The sequence below is a fragment of the Leptospira saintgironsiae genome (assembly GCF_002811765.1).
GTDB lineage: Bacteria > Spirochaetota > Leptospiria > Leptospirales > Leptospiraceae > Leptospira_B > Leptospira_B saintgironsiae.
In genome coordinates, this window is sequence record NZ_NPDR01000001.1 from 151,519 (window position 1) to 167,214 (window position 15,696).

Below are 15,696 nucleotides of genomic sequence, written 5' to 3' on the forward strand. Positions count from 1 at the left end.
GGGACTTTCGGATAGGATGTTAGGATAAATCCACCAGTCAATCTTCATTTCCGGGAAAAAGGCTGGGAATTCGGAATCGAAAATCGAGCCTAGTACTTAATGAAAGCTCCTGACCCGAAAGACTATCCAAACTCGATGGCATTTCTCCAAGACATAACTTCCAAACTTAGAAGTCCGGAAGGTTGCCCTTGGGATAGAGAGCAGACACATTCTACCCTAGTTCCTTATCTGATAGAAGAATCCCAAGAAGTGGTGGATGCAATACTCAAAGAAAACGACGAACATACAAAGGAAGAACTGGGAGATCTATTATTCCAAGTGGTTCTTCATTCCCAAATTGCATCCGAAAGAGGAGCATTCGGTTTAGAAGAAGTAGCAAAGGACGTAGCAGAAAAACTTGTGCTACGACACCCTCATGTATTCGATCCTGAAACAAAAGACATTTCTTCCGCAGACGAAGTGGTCGCAAACTGGGATCTATTTAAAGAGAAAGAAAAACAACTCCGACAAAAAACTTCCAAACCTAAATCCATTTTATCCGAAGTCCCAGAAACATTCCCTTCTCTATTAAAGGCAGAAAAATTCCAGAAGAAGGCTGCAAAAGCAGGTTTCGATTGGGAAGATATAAAAGGTGTAGAAGAAAAACTGAATGAAGAATTGCAGGAGTTTTTAGATGAGATCAGAGGAATCTCGGATCCTTCTTCCAATCAAATCAGGATAGAAGAAGAATTGGGAGATCTACTTTTTACTATTGTCAATCTTGCAAGAAAGTTAGGAGTCTCTGCAGAATCTTCTCTCACAAGAACCAATATAAAGTTCAAACATAGAATAGAATATATAGAAGCAAAACTTGGAGAATCTGATCGTAAATTTTCTGAAACTCCTTTAGATGAACTGGAAAAACTTTGGAACCAGGCAAAAACTGGGATCCAAAAACAAACTCAAAATCCATTAGAAGAAAGGCAAACATACGTTTCAGAATTGATCCGTGGACTTTCTTCTTTTTTAATTTGGAAACATACGACTGAAACAGACTGGCCCAAAACATATAGTTTTTCCTATAAATCCAACGAGTATTCTTTAGTATTTTCCGCATTCGGATCTATGACAGTATTGCCGAGTACAGATCCTTGGGGTAGAAAGGCCCAGCCGATCTTCTACCTAAATTTATCCGAAAAGAATCCTGGAACCTGGGAAGATTTGTCTGGAAATTCCTATAAAACTCAGGAAGATATATACGAGGCAATTTTAGGATCGATTGGTGATTATAGTCGCTTCGCTCCTGAAGCCCAATAAGGTGGACTATAGTCACTTGCTCCTGGAGCCTGCGAACAAAAAGAGTGATCCGTTATGGGATACAGCGTAAATAAATTGTTTAGTAAATTTCCTTAATAAAGACACGGATTTTCCAATCTAGATCGAAAGTTCTATCCGTCTCCATTAACATGAACGCAAACGAGGAAATACCACATAAAGGCGACTTTAAGAAAGGTGCCGGTTTGCCTTCAGAAAAACTTAAAATACTCATCGTAGATACAAGCAAGGTCATCCTTGAAATTATCTCCTCAGAATTCTCTTCTTCCTTATTTGAGGTCCAAAAAGTATCTCTAATGGAAGAAGCCGCACAACTTGCCAAAGAGAATAAATTCGACCTAATCACATTAGGCATTCATTTGGAAGGCGGAACAGGATTTAATCTTTGTAAAGAGATCAGGAGTAAAGGTAAGAAGGAAAAAATCGTATCTTCAGGTGCCAGGATCATTTTTGTAACTTCTGACTTTACTGAAGAGAATAGAATGATCGCTCATAACGCAGGTGCAGACGGATTTATAGAAAAAACTCAAGAACTGAGTTCATTTCAATCCACAATAGGTGAGATCATAAAAGATCTGATAGAAGAGAAGAAGGACATAGTTCAAAAAAATCCTAGCTTAGCAAAACGGAAAATACTCATCATAGACGATTCTGAACTGAATCTTGTGTTGTTCAGAAGATTACTTGAATCCAAAGGTGCAGAGGTCCAAACCGCAATCTCTGGAAAACATGCACTCCAAATTTTGGAAGAGAATCCGAGTGATTTCGAGGCAATCTTTACTGATATGTACATGCCTGGAATGAATGGGAATGAACTCTGTAGTATCGTCCAAAAGAATCCAACATTTTCTCAAATTAGATTAGGAATTACTTCTGCGGCAGAGGAATCTTCTTTTACTCGGGACAAGATCCCAAGTGGTGTGGAATTATTTTCTAAACCTTATAATATACAAGAGATTTGCAATTTTATGAAATAAGCGGTTATAGTCGCTTTGCTCCTAAAACCTGCGTAGCGGGTTAGAGAAACTCGATGCTGACGATTACGTCCGGATGGCATTCTCTTCTAATATCACCTTCTATCTTAGGCAATTTAGAAAACCAAGTTTTGTTTTCGAATAATAGATCGATCCAATAGAAGAATAAATTCGCTTCTCCCAATTCATTTTGGATTTTCAGTTCTCCAAAATCTTTTTTGATCTCTCCTATTCTTTCGAATGTTTCTCCATTTTTAGTTTTATAATGTATCTCCCAAGGTTCTGCCTTATAAGGAACACCTTGAGAATTTGGTTTGCCTTGGACCAGTTTCCAAGCCTTGAGAAGTATCCTGGATATATCCTCAGACTTTAAGGTTTTAGAATATTGCACATTCTCTCTTGTATGTTTAAATGAGAATTCTTTTGGAGCAGCTTTCCAGGTTCCAGTGATTGTTCTACCATCACAAAAGAATGCCTTCACATTTGGGCCTGAGTTTTGGTTATTCGAAGAATTAGATGAATTAGAAGCGTCCCCTCTTGCGTCCAAACTTGGTTCATTCGGAAGAGTCGGATCTTTCGGTAAGCTGAGTTTTTGACCAAAAATCGGAGTGATCAAAAATAAAAAAAGAAGGAGCCGTAAATGGCTCCCTCTTCTGCTTGTGTCTTTAGATTTCAAGGATGAAATTCCCATCGTCCACTAAAGGCGTTTTTGGATCGCCTCCATAAACTGGAAGGTATCCAACTGTTTCGGGCCTTTGGTTGTGGTAAGTAGGACTAAGTCCTTGGTCATCTCTCCCGCTTGGATAGTATCGATTACCGCCTTCTCCAATTTTTGAGCGAAAGAAACAACATCAGGAGTTCCATCTAATTCTCCTCTCTTAGCAAGAGCTCCGGTCCATGCAAAGATAGAAGCTACAGAGTTAGTAGAAGTGGTTTCTCCTTTTTGATACTGACGGTAGTGACGAGTCACAGTTCCGTGAGCCGCTTCGTATTCGAATTTTCCGTCTGGAGAAACAAGAACAGAAGTCATTAGTCCAAGTGATCCGAATCCGGAAGCCACCATATCGGACATCACGTCGCCATCATAGTTCATTAGAGCCCAAAGCATTCCACCTGGGTTCTTAACAATCTGAGCAACAGCATCGTCGATTAAGTAGTACCAGTATTCGATTCCCGCAGCCTTTAGTTCTGCAGCTCTTTTAGTGGAAACTTCGTCGAAGATCGCACGGAAACGAGCGTGGTATTTTTTAGAAATGGTATCTTTAGTTGCAAACCATACATTGATCTTTTCAGAGATCGCATAGTTGAAACAAGCTTCTGCGAAGCTATAGATGGACTTGTCCAAGTTGAACTGTCCCATCACAACACCAGGTCCGTCGAAATCGTTAATAGTAACTCTTTCTTTTTCTTTTCCGTCTTTAGTTGTGAAAACGATCTCTACTTTTCCAGCTTCTGGAATATAAAGTTCAGTGTCTTTGTAAAGATCACCGAATGCGTGACGACCAACAACGATCGGTTTTTCCCAGGATCTAACTCCGGAAGGGATATTGTTTACGATGATAGGTTTACGGAAAACAGTTCCGTCCAGAATGGAACGAATAGTTCCGTTAGGAGACTTCCATTCTTTTTTGAGTTTGTATTCTACAACTCGATCTTGGTTCGGAGTGATAGTAGCACACTTAACGCCCACACCGTATTTTAAAATAGCATTAGCGGAATCTACAGTAACCTTATCGTCGGTTTTGTCGCGATATTCTACGCCTAGATCATAATAATCTAATTCAATATCAAGATAAGGATGAATGAAACGATCCTTAATTTCTTTCCAAATTATACGTGTCATCTCGTCCCCGTCGAGTTCGACGAGAGGAGTTTTCACCTTAATTTTAGCCATTGGAATTCTCCTTAGAATGTCAGATGGATTATAGGTTTAAACCTTAGGTTTTTCCATCTTCTAAGGACTTAGGACTTCGGGAAAGAAGGATTCTCCTTTATTTTCAAGATTCCGCTTCGGAGATAGTATAGGTTTTGGGTGGAGAAGTAATTGATGGCGACCGGAAGGGAAACAATCCCCAGGACTGAAAAATAGCGATACTTTAAGGAATCTTTTCCATTCAGACCGGCGATGGACTTTTCTAAACGTAAAAGTATCTTTTTCCAGCGTTGTAATGTGGGAAGAAGAGAAGGATTACATCCTTCGAAATACAGGCCTTCTGCTGCGCTAACAATTATATCTTTTAAATTGCTGGGAAGTGCCGGAGAACCGAATAGGTCTCTTACCTTCACTAGGTCTTTTTCGACCTCGGACTCTGTTTGTCTAGGAATGGGGAGAATAGAACTGATCCCTAAGGAAACCGGAAGAGAAAGACGGAATAAAAAGTCAGAAGCGACTATCGAATTCAGATATCTGCGAATTGTTTCGCCCAACGCGTCGGTATGATCCAGCTGTGAATCGCTTAGATCCTTTACGGTTTGGATAGTGTACTGGCTGAGCTTGATCTTTTCTGTCCAGAACAGGCCCAGTAATTCCGTTTCCATGTGGGTAAAGAGTACATTTTTTGCTCGGCCTTTTTTGGCAATCTCTATCTTGAGATTCAAATTCCGTTTGGACTATGCTACTTATGGTAAAGGTTTGCCACCCAAGGAATAAGCCCATCTTAGGAAGATTGGACCTATTCTTCTTCGCACATTAGTTCAACTAAGTATCCGTCGGGGTCTTGGAAATTTAGAAAAAGTGTCTTAGAAGATTTACGAACACCATATTCTAATCTTTGTGAGAATAATCTTTGTTCAATCTCACGAAAACTTTTTGGATCTACTTTGATAGCAAAATCACATCCTGATCCGAATACGGGAGAAGAAGGATCATCCTTTTCTCCGTAAATCGCTATATTCGATTTTCCGATGCCTAAAACTTTCGCAGCCTTTTCGGTCTCCTCCTCTTGGGGGAGACCGAAAATTTCACGATAAAAATTTGCACTTACTTCCGGATCACGGGAGGTGATACCGATATGATTTACTTCCATAAACATAATTTTACTCCCTTAATTCGCGATCGATTTGATCTAACTTCTGTTGAAGTTTGTGTCTCATCTTTTCTTTCATCCTACGTTTCCAGTGTGCTCTTTCTCGATGACCATGGTGGTGGCCTGGACCAAACCAATGTCCGCCTTTAAACAATATATGTGAAAGAACGAACAAACCTAAAGCTTGCCAGTAACTGATCTGCTTGATCCCGAAAATATCAGGAAGCAACCAGTTCCAAAGTTGCCAAACCGCGTAAGCCAAACCGAAGAAGAACAACGGCATAAAAAAGATGATCAGAAAAAATTTCCCTATTTTATGTCTAAACTCATCCGAACCGTGCATGGTTTTCCTCCAAAATTCAAAACTCATCCAGAAAGAAAACCTTCAGGTCCTTCAAACGTTTTGCTAAAAAATCCTTAGCGTAAGATTTTCGTGCTGAGAGAGTTCCTTCTGGAATTCCGGTGGCTTCCGAAATTTCTCTGAAGGATTTTCCTTCGAACACGTTTTGTACAAACGCAGATTTTTGTTCTTCAGGAAGTTCTTCAACAGCGATCGCTAATTCCTGGAGCACAAGACTTCTGTAAAATTCCTTTTCAGGTCCTGCTGCTTTATCAGGTAATGCATCCTCTAAAAAAAACTCCTGCTCTAAACGAGAGTTAGAATATTTCCCCGCTTTTTTAAATCTATACCAGTCCCCGACTTTATTGCGAAGAACCGCATACACATAAGCTAAAAGATATTCAATAGACCCAGCGGAATCCAGTTCAGTTACAGCGGTTAAAAAAGATTCCTGAAGAAGATCTTCTGCTTCTTCCGGATCCGCAACCCTGGAACGAACCCATGCTAGGATTCTATCTCTTTCCCGTCTGTATATCGTGTCCAAGGATCCCAATGTGTTTCTCTTTCCTTAAAGAGGTAGTTGTTGCGATGGGATTTTCCTTGGATTTTTTTTAATAAGAATTGGTTTGAAACGGAAAAAAAATGATCCAAAAAGGAAAAATTCCGGACCAGAACCCATTCGAATTTAAAATGCTCTGCATGAAAACTCCTGAAGTTCGATTCAAAGGTCCCATGTGAGAAAGCTAAGTTTATCCCTTAGGTCCCATTTTTTTTTAAAACCTCTAAATTTTTTTCTGCCATTCCCTTCTGCCAAAACCCGTTTCCCAGGAGGATTTTATGAAGGCGAGAAGAAGCAAAGATATAGAGGAACATTTCGGTTGGATGAAATTGAAAACGGACCAGCTGGGTTTTTTAGGAATTATACATTCCGTAAACAGATTTTATGATTCTCTCCAAGGCTCTCAATCCAATCAGCTTCGTTACTTCCGAAGAAAATTGGTAAAAACAGATTTTAGATATTCTAAAATTTTTATGAAGAAGTTCGGAGATTATGAATTTCTGATCTATGCTCGAATAGAAACAGAAGGAAAATCTGAATCAGATTCTTGGATACATGTGGATGGGATCAGAATGGAAAGGGATGAAATGAAAGCAAAAGGAGTAAAGGACCACCCTTCCTATGAAATTAGATGCTTGAGTGATATTTTTGAAACCTCGTGTGTGCCAGCATCAAGATCAGAGGAAGACAAAATAGACTCAGATTGTAGCTAAGCCCAAAAATTGCTTGCCTGAGAATAAAACCAGGGTTAGGAATTGATCCCCATGTTTTTCTCATCCGAAAATTCTTCGGCGAACGATTGTTCTTTTAAACGACCTAAATCCATTCTCCCCAGATTTATTTTGGGCTTCTTACTAATATTCTACACATTAGGAGAATGGAAACTTTCCGCAGACGAGACAAAGATCCAGGCCAGAAAAACAAGCAAACACGAAATGGGGTTTCATCCCTATGCTCAAGAAGGTTATTTTCAAGCCTGGAACTATTCCTTTACGGATGATAAAACCTGGATCTTTGCAACATTCATAGTGAGCAATTTAGGTCCGGGCACAAGAAACTGCGGAGTAAGCTTAGTCGTTTACGATAAAGAGAATGGAACACAATTTTCCACCAGAGAATATTCTAAAGACGAACTCAAAACAGAGACTGGAAATCTAGAATTAGAAATTTATGATAGTTCAGTTTATAAAGGAGAAGCAGGACCCGAGATCAAAATGATCACTGATACTGCTGAGCTTGTTATTAGTTTTAAAACTGGTTGGTCCAAAGCGGTTTCTCTCTCCGGAGGAAAGATACATTTACCTGAAAAAGATAGTTTCGTACAAGCAGATATGGCATTCTCTTCTGTTCCTGCAAAAGGATATCTGGTATTGAACGGAAATAGAATGGAGCTGAATGGTAGAGGTGGAATGGAACATCTTCTTACTAATTACGAAGTATATAAATACAGCAGACGCTGGGAGTTATATCGTTCCATTAATAGTGCGGGAGAAAGATTATTTGCAGGCGGCTTTATAGGGAACGAAAACTTTCCAGGAGAAGAGGTCAGAACTGTAAGTGCATTAGATCCTGCAGGAAAAATGTTATTCTCTGCAAAAGTTTTAAAGTCAGAAGTCCTAGAATCAGAAACAGAACCTTTTTCAGGTTATCATTTACCGATCAAAGAAAAGTTTTATTTAGATGAAAGTGGATCTTGTAGTTTAACAGTTTCTCGAAGGCATACTATAGGACAGATCTATGTTCTTTCCAATATATCAGCAGTGCTTAGATTCTTTGTTCGTTTGTTTTTTACGAAACCTTACCAGCTTTATTATATCACTGATTCAAAACTGGATTGTGCCCAAGTTCCGGAAGGAAATCTCCCGAAAGATAAAAACTTCCGGGGGATTTTTTCCTATTATCTGATCAATCCTTAGGCTTCAGACTTTTTGTTACGAAGCAATATATTTCCGTAATAGATTGCAGTCAGAATGATCATGATCCAAGGGATCAGGTTTCCATATAGAATATAAAAACCAGGAGGAGAATCGATCACTTGGATCTGTTGCCAACTGGTTTCCGCTTTCATAAGAGAAGTGGATTTACCTTCTATAAAATTGCCTAGATGATCCACGTAACCTGAGATACCGGAGTTGGTAGAACGAACCAGCCATCTTCTCCATTCTATCGCTCTTAATCTTCCTAACTCAAAATGTTGGTCACTTTCAGTAGTAGTCCCATACCATTTATCATTTGTAAGATTTGCAATGAACTGGGGATTTCCTGAGTCTTTGAACTTTCTTACAAACTCCGGAACGATTACTTCATAACAGATCAAAGGAAGGAATAAACCTTCGTCCTTTAATTCTGTATGAGTTGGTGAATAATAATTTCTTACAAATTCTGCATCTATCCCTTCTGTTTTTTCCCAAGTAACAGGTAAAACAGTAGGAGAATTTTCCTTAGGAATATCAGAATAATAATGTAGAAGATCGAAAGATTCTCCCGGATCGAACCTTCCAGTTTGAGGGCTCAGATCATACATGAACTCAAAAGGCATTGTCTCTCCGAACATTACCAAATATTGTTTTTGATAAGCTTGCCTTCTGACACCATTCGGATCGTATACTACGTTATTATTAAAGTACCTTAGATATTCTTTTCCGGAACTTTTGGTTTTATAAGCCGCATCTATTTCATTAAAGAATACAGTAGCTTTATACCTATTCGCAAATGAAACCATTAAGGAATCAAACCTAGGCCAATAGATACGATCTCCCATTCTGATTTTCAGTAATTCTCGGTTCGCAGAAAAATATGGGATCCCTGCTTCTGGGAGAACGATCAGGTCTGGATTTTTTCCTGCTCTTTGAACAGCATTCTCCACCATCTTGTCCATTCTATCCATCAGATCTTCGATTACTTCTCTAGGAGATCTTCCTCTTTCGTCACGAATACTCATAGGAGCATCCGGCTGGACTACCAGGACTTCTAATGTTTTAGTTGGAGTTACATTCTTCCATTTTAAATATAATAAGGAACCACCGACCACGAAAAGAAGAAGTAACGCAAATGGTAAGGTCCAGAATTTTATAAAATGAGATCTTTTATCCTTGGATCTTAAGATCTCAGGAAGGTGTAATAGATTTGTTTCAAAAAGTGTATAAGAGATTACGAATACTAAGAATGAAAGTCCGTAAACTCCTGTGATCTCTACAGTTTGAGCAAGTATGATATTGCCAGCTGCAAGATTTCCCCAATACCAAGGAAATAATTGGTAACCAATCATGTCTGCAGCCATTCCACAAACTCCAGCTACCCAAACGCTATGTTTACCTGCTCTTCTAGAAAGGAAGGAATAAGAGACCAAAAATATTGGGAATTTAGCTCCGAACAAAACTCCTGCTAAAAGAAGAATGATAAATGCGAGAGGCCAAGGGAAATTTCCAAAGACCATTGCCATATGATGGATCCAATGGAATGCGATCGCGTAGAAGAATACCCCAAATAGGAAACCGTATCCTACCAATCTCCAATATCTTCCGGAATATTTATGAGTGATCCAAAATAGACCGAAAGGTGCAATCCAAACTAAATGGCTGAGATAAAAAGGAGCAAATGCTAAGAACGCAAACGCCCCCATCCAGAGAAAACAAAAGAAGTCGAAAAACAGTGTTTTTTGAAACTCTCTAAAACGATGTAAAAAAGAATCCATGGGTACCAACGTTGATCGGAAAAAAAACCTTTTGAGTCAATCTATTTAGGTTCTGATGAAGTGCTTGCCGTAGGAGAAGGAGGCATGAGTATACCAATAACACTGGTCGAATCATGAGCTCTCCATACTTCAAAATTGTCGGTAAAAATCCTCTTCACGGAACTGTAATGCCCCAAGGGAATAAAAACGAGGCCTTACCTATTTTAGGTGCTGTCTGTTTAGTTCCTGGCGAAGTAATTATCGAAAATATTCCACTGATCTCCGACGTACTAATGCTCATGGACGTTCTACGCCATTTAGGAATGGAAGTAGAAGATAAGGGAGAAGGAACGTTTTTATTTCGTAATAATGGACAACTAAAATCCGATCTTCCCGCAGAACTATGTTCCAAGATCAGAGGAGCTGTTACGCTTGCAGGTCCAATTCTCGCAAAAACCGGAAGAGTGTTTTTACCAAGACCAGGTGGAGACAAGATCGGGCGGAGAAGAATGGACACTCACCTTCTCGCACTCCAAGCACTTGGCGCTCAGATAGAAGTATTTCCAGACGGTTACGAAATCAAAGGTGATAGACTTAGAGGCACGGACCTTCTTATGGACGAGGCTTCTGTTACTGCTACTGAAAACGCAGTCATGGCGGCGGTACTTTCAGAAGGAGTTACAATCTTACGTCATGCAGCAAGTGAACCTCATGTGCAAAGGCTTTGTAAATTTTTAGTTTCTGCTGGTGCAAAAATTTCTGGGATCGGTTCTAATATCCTAACTATCGAAGGTGTAAGCTCTTTAAAAACTCCTGAAAAATCTCATAGGATCGGATCTGATTATTTAGAGATCGGAAGTTTTATCAGTTTAGCTGCAGTCACTGGCGGAGAAATTTTTATCGGAGATGTGGACCTGGAAGATATCCGGATGATCCGCATGGTATATTCTCGCTTAGGAATAGAAGTTCGTCCTCAAGATGGAGGCATCTTAGTTCCTACTGACCAAAAAATGGAAATCATTCCTGATTATCATGGAGCCACTCCTAAAATAGATGATTCTCCTTGGCCTGGTTTCCCTGCGGATATGACTTCTGTTGCGTTAGTCACTGCTACACAATGTAAAGGAACTGTTCTCATTCACGAAAAAATGTTCGAATCTAGATTATTCTTCGTAGATAATATAATCTCAATGGGCGCTCAAATTATTCTCTGCGATCCCCATAGGGCGATCGTGATCGGACCTAATCGTCTTTATGGACAAAAAGTAGCAAGTCCAGATATCAGAGCTGGAATGGCAATGATCATCGCGGCGCTTTGTGCAGAAGGTACAAGCTCTATCCATAATATCGTTCAGATAGACAGAGGATTCCAAGACATAGATACTAGACTTAGATCTCTAGGCGCTCATATTGAGAGGATAGGTGAAGAATGAACCGAAAAGACTTCTTCCGGAAAGGCTTAGCAAAAGCTTTTTCCGTAATGGAAGAAGGCGTTAATGAAATTTCGGAAACCTGGAAAACTGCTGTAGAGGAAGATAAAAAAGCAGAACCAAAAGAGGCCCCGCCTAAAAAAACTCAGATCAAGGTTCCTAAACCTAAAACAGTTAAAAGTAAATTTAAAGGTTTTAGAAATTTACAATTTCCTCCCGGAGCGGACGCAAAAGGAAAACGATTCTTTTCCAAATGTACTGCTTGCAGTGATTGTATATATGCATGTCCTTATTCGGTTCTGTTTCCAGTTCCTGACGATAAGACCGGTAAACATTTTCCTCATATGGATGTGAATCTGAATGCATGTATGTTATGCAAAGATTATCCATGTATCTCAGCTTGCGAGACCGGCGCTCTTTTACCTTATAAAGAAAATCAATCTCCTAAATTCGGAAAGGCAAAAGGTTTCTTCCAACATTGTATCAATTCCAGAACTGGAGAGAAAACCTGCGAGACTTGTTCCATTACTTGTCCGATCCCAAATGTAGTTCAGTTCAAAGGAAACAAGCCCAACTTTTCGAATGATTGTGTAGGCTGCGGCTTGTGTGTTTCTTCTTGTCCTACATTTCCTAAGGCAATTCAAGTACAATGAGTCGCCTTTCCAAACTTTCAGGTTTGGTATTTCTATTTTTATTCTCTAATTCTTTAATCTCAGATCCAATTCCTAATAAACTTAAGATCGGGATTTTATCTAAATATTATCCAGATACAGTCCGGGTCATTGCAAAAGGCTCCAGAATACAATATTCAGGCAAAAATAGTTTAGAAAAAGATAAAACAGTTTTGGTCCGAGCAGAAGAAGATCAAATCAGAATTATAGACGGAGCCAAAAATTCAAGATCTGAACATATCTTATTTTCAGGTGGGGAATACGAACTCGAAGTTCCAAAAGACCAAAGCCCTAAAAAATACCGAGGAGATCTGGAAATCAGTTCTGCGAAAGGAAAACTAAAACTCATACTTACAGTTCCATTAGAAGAATATGTGCAGATCGGAATGGCCTCAGAATTCGGAGATTTATTTTATCCTAAAAATGAGAAGAACCTAAATCCAAACTGGAAGCAGGAATATTCAATCGTTGCATCTTCTATGATCCGCTCTTATGCATTAGCAAACCTAGGAAGACATTCCAAAGACGGGCATGATCTTTGCGATCTAACTCATTGTCTCCAGTTTTCAGGAAAATTAAAAAAGGAGAATATAAACTTCTCCCCATCTAAAAAAGTAATTTTGCAAGACAAAGGTGGAAAAGTGTTGGAAACATTTTTTCATTCTACCTGCGGAGGAAATTTATCCTCTCCTTCTGTTCTTTGGAAAAATTTCAAAAATCCACAATATTATAGATCTGGTTCCGATACACGAGGTGGAGATATTCAGTGTAAAAATTCTCCTTATTTCTCATGGGAAACTTTTATCTCGAAGGAAGAATTAGAATCTGCCTTAGAAACAAAACAAATCATTGAATTAGATCCCAAGTATTCCGAATCCAGAGTAATATCCTTAGAATATAAAGATAATTCTGGAAAAAAGAATATCCAAGCATCTGAATTCCTATCTAAAATCGGTAAAAAACTGGGCTGGAATAAAACCAAGAGTAACGATTTCAAAATCGAAACAAGCGCTCGAGGATTTTATTTTAAAGGAAAAGGATTCGGACATGGGATCGGCCTTTGCCAATATGGAGCAAGAGAAATGGCGTTTCAAGGAGCGAAATCGGAAGAGATACTTCGATTTTATTTTCCGGGCGCAGAATTGAGGCAAATCCCTTGAAGCTAATTCTCACTGCATCCGTAACATATTTACTTTTTATAATATTATTCTTCGAAATAACGGACGCACAAGCCGCAAGAAGAAAACTAGAAGGATTTGAATTTTACTTTTTAGATGATTGGAACAAACAAAAAAATCCCGACAAATTACTCGAAACATTTGCAGAAAAATTTGTAGCAGAGATTCGATCCGAATCAGAAAGATTAGAAAGAAGAATTCCCGGAGATGCGCAAATCTTTGTGTCAGAAAACTCTGAAACATTCAGAAAATACTCAGGCCAACCCGGAACGATAGCAGCGTTCTATTCTCCAGAAAGTAATAAATTCTTTTTTCAAAATCCAGAGAGTTTAACTAAAAGAGGAATTTTAGATACAGTGATCAAACATGAGATCTGTCATTTTTTAGCTCCGGAATCTAAATCAGAATCTTCCTTCTGGATGCAGGAATCTTATTGCGAGTCTTTGTATCCTACAAATCCAAAACCTACATCAGCAGATCTGAAATTTCCTTGGAGCTGGGAAAAATTCGACGAAGAATGTATAAAAGAGATCCATACAAGAAATGGATCTAAAAAGAAAATCATATACCAGAAACTTTATCTATGGGGCTCCTGGCTTTTAAAAACAAAAGGAGAAGCAAGATTTAGAGCCTTTATAGAAGCTCCAAATCCTGAAATCCAAAATATATATTCACAATTTGTAAAGTCGAGGTATTAACTTTGCAACGCGTGTTGGAGCTCCTACAATTCTTAGAAAACTTTTAATTTTCCCCAATCTTCTCCTTCTTTTCCGGAACCAAAAGAGATCACTAATCTTTCAAAAACTTTCAATTTGTCTAAGATAGGCTGCACATCTCTATCAATTGTTTTGGAAGTATATTCAGGAGAACCTTCTGCTCCGTATAAATAAAAACTTTTAAGATCATCTAGAATTCCTGGAACACGAACCACCAAATGATGTGGATAATAAGCTAACTCTTTTGCAGGACCTGAAGAGAATAGATCCGCTTGGTTAGGTCTATTTCCATTTCCAGAAGAAACAGTTTCTTCTGCACTTTTTCTATCGGAAGCCAAGTATTTCCAGTTTCCCACTCTCAATGAAGCAGGAGTATAGAATCCACCTTTTCTCAAAGGATAAGATTCTAAGTTTGTATTTTGATAAGAAACCTTGATTGGATTTCCAACTTTGAATATTGCTTTTAAAAGTTTATCATCCGGAACAGAAGCAGGTAAAGAAATCCCGAATCTTGGGTAAACCATCCCAGACTTGTATTCCAATCCATTAAAACTGAGAGCTATTCCTTTTTCAGAACCGAAATATTGTTCATGGATGCCAGCATTTTTACCGAATTCATTCAAACCTTCTCCAAAGTTTTCCCATTCTCCACTTATAGATTCTAAAGACTTCCAAACTTCTGATGGTTTTAATTCTTCAGAATAAAATACTAAGTTTGTTTCTCGAGGTATAACTTTGGAAAGACCAGGACCGGAACTAACTACTTGGTTTTTATCCCCGCCTATTTTAAAAACTTTCCCTTCTAGATTTTTTGCAGTTTCCCAACCTAAAAGTAAAGCCGCTCCTGAATTCCCGAATGAGGGTTTAAGAAATGGAGCAACCAAAGAATCAGTTCCTGCATAAAGTAGAACTTTGTTTTCCTTTTTAGAAGCTTCTTTTCTTAGAACATCAAAACCATTTTGATTTCCCAAAGAATCATTGTTTGCCGAAGAAGCCAGATCCAAAGATTTTTCCAAAAGATCTTCTGAATCTGTGAGGATGATAAAATCTCCCAGCACGATCGCTAAAATTTTTCCAGAACCAAATTCATATTTAAATGCTTCTAAGTTTCCAAATTTTTCAGAGCCTGCCGCAAATTGATCGGCGAAATCATCTGCAGAATGTGTATTTTCGGAACCTGTAGGAGTATAATATCCTTCTTCTGTTTGCGGAGGAGTTTGAGGTTTTTCTACTTTGGGAGTTTCTTTAATTACGATCTTTTCTCCCTTGAATGCAGTGATCAAACTCACTCCTAGCTTGGAACTGGCGCTTGCTTTACCTACGAGTAAAAAATTAGATTTAGGAAAGGTTGCAACAGCAACCGGTCCATCGAATAAAGCGGCAAGCCTGGATGGTTTAGTCATCACTCCTGCTTTTGCTTCTAATAAATAAAGGACAGAACTGATCTTTCTAAGTTCAGGCAAAGTCAGGATTTTTTGGAAAGTACCATCATCTGAAAGTTCTCTTCCTAAATTCGTTTTTTCCAGATCTTCTACAAACTCTTCAGGGCGATATACTTCTACAAGCAAGCCTGCTTTTTTAGGAATGAGAAGAGCAGGATCTTTGATCGATGAATCTATGGAATATCCTTTAAAGGAAAGATAAAATCCGATCGCCAGAAAAACAATCCCTGCACCAGCAGGAACTCCAACTTTAGGATCTCCTAATATGTTTTCCTTAAATCCGGTCTTTAAATTTTTCAGCGATTCTTTTGAGAAAAAGGATTTAATCTTAGGAAGTATTCTTGTTTTGAAAATTTGAATGCAAGTTCTCATT

At 38.7% G+C, this 15,696-nt stretch carries 16 protein-coding genes; 8 read left to right on the forward strand and 8 right to left on the reverse strand.

The annotated features are described in order from the left end of the window. Nucleotides 1-99 precede the first annotated feature (99 nt). Nucleotides 100-1,296, forward strand: coding sequence for a nucleoside triphosphate pyrophosphohydrolase (gene mazG, locus CH362_RS00650; protein ID WP_100708442.1), 1,197 nt, complete (start codon nucleotides 100-102; stop codon nucleotides 1,294-1,296). A gap of 203 nt (nucleotides 1,297-1,499) precedes the next feature. After that, nucleotides 1,500-2,291, forward strand: a complete 792-nt coding sequence (locus CH362_RS00655; protein WP_100709215.1) for a response regulator — start codon at nucleotides 1,500-1,502, stop codon at nucleotides 2,289-2,291. Between the two features lie 40 nt (nucleotides 2,292-2,331). Here CH362_RS00655 and CH362_RS00660 read toward each other — a convergent pair whose 3' ends face one another. The 6 genes from CH362_RS00660 to CH362_RS00685 all read right to left on the reverse strand — a co-directional run bounded on the left by CH362_RS00660 (nucleotide 2,332) and on the right by CH362_RS00685 (nucleotide 6,207). Next, nucleotides 2,332-2,964: a hypothetical protein gene (locus CH362_RS00660; protein ID WP_100709216.1), complete on the reverse strand. Its 633-nt coding sequence runs from the start codon at nucleotides 2,962-2,964 to the stop codon at nucleotides 2,332-2,334. Between the two features lie 21 nt (nucleotides 2,965-2,985). Next, complete coding sequence (locus CH362_RS00665; protein WP_086447378.1) at nucleotides 2,986-4,182, reverse strand: NADP-dependent isocitrate dehydrogenase; 1,197 nt, start codon at nucleotides 4,180-4,182, stop codon at nucleotides 2,986-2,988. 68 nt (nucleotides 4,183-4,250) lie between these two features. After that, complete coding sequence (locus CH362_RS00670; RefSeq protein WP_100709217.1) at nucleotides 4,251-4,826, reverse strand: hypothetical protein; 576 nt, start codon at nucleotides 4,824-4,826, stop codon at nucleotides 4,251-4,253. Nucleotides 4,827-4,960: 134 nt separating this feature from the next. Next, nucleotides 4,961-5,314 (reverse strand): VOC family protein, encoded by a 354-nt coding sequence (locus tag CH362_RS00675; RefSeq protein WP_244243501.1) that lies wholly within the window; start codon nucleotides 5,312-5,314, stop codon nucleotides 4,961-4,963. 10 nt (nucleotides 5,315-5,324) lie between these two features. Further along, entirely contained in the window at nucleotides 5,325-5,657 is a 333-nt protein-coding gene (locus tag CH362_RS00680) for a hypothetical protein (protein ID WP_100709218.1), read from the reverse strand. A gap of 16 nt (nucleotides 5,658-5,673) precedes the next feature. Beyond that, the gene (locus CH362_RS00685; protein WP_100708444.1) at nucleotides 5,674-6,207 is read right to left on the reverse strand and encodes an RNA polymerase sigma factor; all 534 of its coding nucleotides are present in this window, start codon (nucleotides 6,205-6,207) and stop codon (nucleotides 5,674-5,676) included. 284 nt (nucleotides 6,208-6,491) lie between these two features. Here CH362_RS00685 and CH362_RS00690 point away from each other — a divergent pair, with 284 nt between their 5' ends. Further along, a complete protein-coding gene (locus CH362_RS00690; RefSeq protein ID WP_100708445.1) occupies nucleotides 6,492-6,926 on the forward strand; it encodes an LIC_13246 family protein in 435 nt (144 codons plus the stop codon). 51 nt (nucleotides 6,927-6,977) lie between these two features. Next, the gene (locus tag CH362_RS00695) at nucleotides 6,978-8,129 is read left to right on the forward strand and encodes a hypothetical protein (protein ID WP_100708446.1); all 1,152 of its coding nucleotides are present in this window, start codon (nucleotides 6,978-6,980) and stop codon (nucleotides 8,127-8,129) included. On the opposite strand, the gene CH362_RS00700 is transcribed toward CH362_RS00695, so the two are convergent. Then, nucleotides 8,126-9,907, reverse strand: a complete 1,782-nt coding sequence (locus tag CH362_RS00700; RefSeq protein WP_100708447.1) for an apolipoprotein N-acyltransferase — start codon at nucleotides 9,905-9,907, stop codon at nucleotides 8,126-8,128. The two genes, CH362_RS00695 and CH362_RS00700, sit on opposite strands and share 4 nt — an antisense overlap. Nucleotides 9,908-10,020: 113 nt before the next feature. Between CH362_RS00700 and murA the strand changes: the two genes are divergently transcribed. The 4 genes from murA to CH362_RS00720 are packed head-to-tail and all read left to right on the forward strand — an operon-like array spanning nucleotide 10,021 to nucleotide 13,863. Next, on the forward strand, nucleotides 10,021-11,319 hold the full coding sequence (gene murA, locus CH362_RS00705) for a UDP-N-acetylglucosamine 1-carboxyvinyltransferase (protein ID WP_100708448.1): 1,299 nt from the start codon (nucleotides 10,021-10,023) through the stop codon (nucleotides 11,317-11,319). Continuing rightward, nucleotides 11,316-11,969, forward strand: a complete 654-nt coding sequence (locus CH362_RS00710; protein WP_100708449.1) for a 4Fe-4S dicluster domain-containing protein — start codon at nucleotides 11,316-11,318, stop codon at nucleotides 11,967-11,969. The genes murA and CH362_RS00710 overlap by 4 nt, the downstream gene beginning before the upstream one ends. Further along, nucleotides 11,966-13,147, forward strand: coding sequence for a SpoIID/LytB domain-containing protein (locus tag CH362_RS00715; protein WP_100708450.1), 1,182 nt, complete (start codon nucleotides 11,966-11,968; stop codon nucleotides 13,145-13,147). Before CH362_RS00710 ends, CH362_RS00715 begins: the two co-directional genes overlap by 4 nt. After that, nucleotides 13,144-13,863, forward strand: a complete 720-nt coding sequence (locus tag CH362_RS00720) for a hypothetical protein (RefSeq protein WP_100708451.1) — start codon at nucleotides 13,144-13,146, stop codon at nucleotides 13,861-13,863. Before CH362_RS00715 ends, CH362_RS00720 begins: the two co-directional genes overlap by 4 nt. A 32-nt stretch (nucleotides 13,864-13,895) precedes the next feature. Here CH362_RS00720 and CH362_RS00725 read toward each other — a convergent pair whose 3' ends face one another. Next, the gene (locus CH362_RS00725) at nucleotides 13,896-15,695 is read right to left on the reverse strand and encodes a hypothetical protein (RefSeq protein ID WP_100708452.1); all 1,800 of its coding nucleotides are present in this window, start codon (nucleotides 15,693-15,695) and stop codon (nucleotides 13,896-13,898) included. Between the last annotated feature and the right edge of the window lies 1 nt (nucleotide 15,696).